This window comes from Streptomyces sp. NPDC059668 (assembly GCF_042734135.1).
GTDB lineage: Bacteria > Actinomycetota > Actinomycetes > Streptomycetales > Streptomycetaceae > Streptomyces.
On the sequence record NZ_JBHWEL010000061.1, the window covers coordinates 15,686 to 19,094 of the forward strand.

2 protein-coding genes are annotated in these 3,409 nt (G+C 72.6%); one reads left to right on the plus strand and one right to left on the minus strand.

Features of this window, described 5'->3' with window-relative positions; all coding sequences use genetic code 11:
• Positions 1-212: 212 nt before the first annotated feature.
• Positions 213-1,415 carry a transglycosylase family protein gene (locus ACFV2J_RS32120; protein ID WP_385097455.1) on the minus strand — a complete coding sequence of 401 codons (1,203 nt, stop codon included), beginning with the start codon at positions 1,413-1,415 and terminating at the stop codon, positions 213-215.
• A gap of 410 nt (positions 1,416-1,825) precedes the next feature.
• On the opposite strand from ACFV2J_RS32120, the gene gndA reads away from it, so the two are divergent.
• Entirely contained in the window at positions 1,826-3,265 is a 1,440-nt protein-coding gene (gndA, locus tag ACFV2J_RS32125; protein ID WP_385097452.1) for an NADP-dependent phosphogluconate dehydrogenase, read from the plus strand.
• Positions 3,266-3,409: the final 144 nt, after the last annotated feature.

Sequence of the window (3,409 nt, forward strand, 5' to 3'; positions counted from 1 at the left end):
CGCGTTTGGGGGGTCTCGTTTTTTTTTAACCCCCCCGGGGGGGGGGCGGGGCGCCCCCCCCCGGGTCCCCCGCCCCCCGCCGCGGGGCCGGCCCCCCCCCCCCCCGCCCCCGCCACCGGGGGACGCGCCGTCCGGGGAACTGGCTTGTTTCGGCCCCCTGTACGGGCCGTACATACCGACGACGCCGCTCCCGGCGCCGCAGCGCGCCCGCGTCAGATCCTGACGCCGCCCGCCCGCAGGTACGCCAGCGGGTCGACATCCGTACCGAAGCCGGGCCCGGTCCGCACCTCGAAGTGCAGATGCGGGCCCGTGCTGTTGCCCGTGGACCCGGACCGGCCGATCCGCTGCCCCTCCCCCACGCTCTGGCCGTCCCTCACGGAGATCGCCGAGAGGTGGCCGTACTGCGTGTAGCGGCCGTCGGCGTGCCGGATGACCACCTCGTAGCCGAACGAGCCGCCCCAGCCCGCGCTGACGACATGACCCGCCGCGACCGCCTTCACCGAGGTGCCGGTGGGCACCGGGAAGTCGACGCCCGTGTGGTAGCCCTTCGACCAGGACGCGCCGGCGGCGTGGTACTGCGTCCCCGTCGCGGCGTTCACGGGCGCCACCAGCGTTTGCTTCTTGGCCGAGCGCTCCGGCGTGGCCTTGTGCGGGGTGGCCTTGTGTGGGGTGCTCCTGTCCGCGGTGCGTTGCTTCGCCGCGGGCTCCTTCGCGGGCGCGCTCCGCGTGTGCGGGGGCGTCTGGGCCCTGCCGTGCAGGTCCAGCCGCTGGCCGGGAAGGATCAGGTCGGGGTCGGAGCCGACGGTCGCGCGGTTCGCGTCGTACAGCCGCTGCCATCCGCCCTCGACGTGCCGGGAGCCGGCGATGCCGGAGAGGGTGTCGCCGTGGACGACCGTGTACATCTCGGCCGTTCCCGCGTGCGACTGGGGCGTGGTCTGCGGCCGCACGTCACGGACGGAACGCTTGGCCGTCTGCGGCGAGGTGCCCGCGGTCGTCGCACGTGAGGAGCCGCCGGGGTCGACGGCGGGCGCGGCGCCACCGCGGGTGAGGCCCGCGCGCACCGAGCAGACCGGCCAGGCCCCGGGCCCCTGGCCCTTCAGCACCTTCTCGGCGACGGCGATCTGCTGGTCCTTGGTGGCCTGATCCGCGCGGTGCGCGTAGACCGTGCCGCCGTAGGCCTCCCAGGTGGACTGGGTGAACTGCAGTCCCCCGTAGTAGCCGTTGCCCGTGTTGATGCTCCAGTTGTCGCTGGACTCGCAGGCGGCGACCTTGTTCCAGGTGCCGACGTCGGCACCGTGCGCCACACCGGTGGCGATGAGCGGGAGAGCCATCCCGGCACCGCCCGCCGTGACGGTGAGTGAGGCGCGGTTGATCCTGTTCGGCTGATACCGGCGGTGCCGGCCGCGTACGGCCATGTGGGAGCCCCCTCGACATGCGTCAGGAGCGGCAAAAGTAAACGCTGCGAACAGGCCAGGACAAGGCGGCAATCGGCCGTGCTGCGTCAGGGGACCGGCCGGGTGGCCGAAGGCCCGGACCGGGTCCCGCGGACCGGGTCTCGAAGGCTCGCGCGTGCCCTCCTGTCCGGGACCGCCACTCGCGGCAGAGCGGCGTGCGCGACGATCGGAAACGCCGGGTGATATCTCTCGTGTGGAGATCGCCCTCGCCTCACCGCGTCGACGGCTGAGGTACCGGGGGGTTGTTCTGCGTACACATCCTCGACGCGTCAGGATGGCCCGAGGCGACGGCCGCCGGAGGCGATACTGACGAGCACGACCGGCACTACCGAATACAGGACCTCTTACAGGACCTTTTAGGAGCCAACCGAATGAGCACTTCAGCCCAGATCGGCGTCACGGGTCTCGCGGTCATGGGGCGCAACCTCGCCCGCAACTTCGCACGCAACGGCTACACGGTCGCCGTGCACAACCGCACCGTGGCCAAGACGAACGCGCTGGTGGAGGAGTTCGGTCACGAGGGCGACTTCGTGGCCGCGGAGACGGCGAAGGAGTTCGTGGCGGCGCTGGAGCGGCCGCGGCGTCTGGTGATCATGGTGAAGGCCGGCGAGCCGACCGACGCGGTGATCCAGGAGTTCGCCCCGCTCCTGGAGCCCGGCGACATGATCATCGACGGTGGGAACGCGCACTTCGCGGACACCCGGCGCCGCGAGCGCGAGCTGCGCGGGCAGGGCATCCACTTCGTCGGCACCGGCGTCTCCGGCGGCGAGGAGGGCGCGCTGAACGGGCCGAGCATCATGCCCGGCGGCTCGCCGGAGTCGTACGAGTCGCTCGGTCCCATGCTGGAGAAGATCTCCGCGAAGGCGGCGGACGGCGCCCCGTGCGTGACGCACGTCGGCCCCGACGGCGCCGGACACTTCGTGAAGATGGTCCACAACGGCATCGAGTACGCCGACATGCAGCTGATCGGCGAGGCCTACCAGCTGCTGCGCGACGTCGCCGGGTACTCCCCCGCGCAGATCGCCGACATCTTCCGCACCTGGAACACCGGCCGGCTCGACTCCTACCTGATCGAGATCACGGCGGAGGTCCTGTCGCACGTGGACGCGGCGACGGGCAAGCCGTTCGTGGACGTGGTCGAGGACCGCGCCGAACAGAAGGGCACGGGCCGCTGGACCGTGCAGATCGCGCTCGACCTGGGTGTTCCGGTCTCCGGCATCGCGGAGGCGGTCTTCGCCCGCTCGCTGTCCGGGCACGCCGACCTGCGGGCCGCCTCGCGCGGGCTCGTGGGCCCCAGGGCGGAGCAGCTCGACGAGGTCGACGCCGCCGCCTTCGCGGACCGCGTGGAGCAGGCGCTGTACGCCTCGAAGATCGTGTCGTACACGCAGGGCTTCCACGAGATCACCGCGGGCAGCGACGAGTACGACTGGAACATCGACCTCGGCGCGGTCGCCTCGATCTGGCGCGGCGGCTGCATCATCCGGGCGGCGTTCCTGGACCGTATCCGCTCCGCCTACGACGCCCGGCCCGACCTGCCGAGCCTGCTGTCCGACGACACCTTCGCGCAGGAGATCGCGGCGGCCCAGGACGACTGGCGCGAGGTGCTGGTGGCCGCCACCCGCCAGGGTGTGCCGACGCCCGGGTTCGCCGCGGCCCTCGCCTACTACGACGCGCTGCGCGCCGAGCGGCTGCCCGCCGCGCTGACCCAGGGACAGCGCGACTTCTTCGGGGCGCACACCTACCGGCGTACGGACCGGGAGGGCTCGTTCCACACGCTGTGGGGTGACGACCGCTCCGAGGTCGAGGCGTAGCACCCCGCGCCGATCCGCATGACGAAGGCCGTCACACCCACGCGCTCGGGGGGGTGTGGGGCGGGGGGCAAGGGGGAACGCGGGGTGCGGACCCCCGGGCCCCCTCCGGGCGGGGGGTAGCCCGGGATAACCGCCCGCCGCGTG

Excerpts from the sequence above, each read along its gene's own strand:
- gndA (WP_385097452.1), top strand. The coding sequence starts at position 1,826 with ATGAGCACTTCAGCCCAGATCGGCGTCACGGGTCTCGCGGTCATGGGG.
- ACFV2J_RS32120 (WP_385097455.1), bottom strand. The coding sequence starts at position 1,415 with ATGGCCGTACGCGGCCGGCACCGCCGGTATCAGCCGAACAGGATCAAC.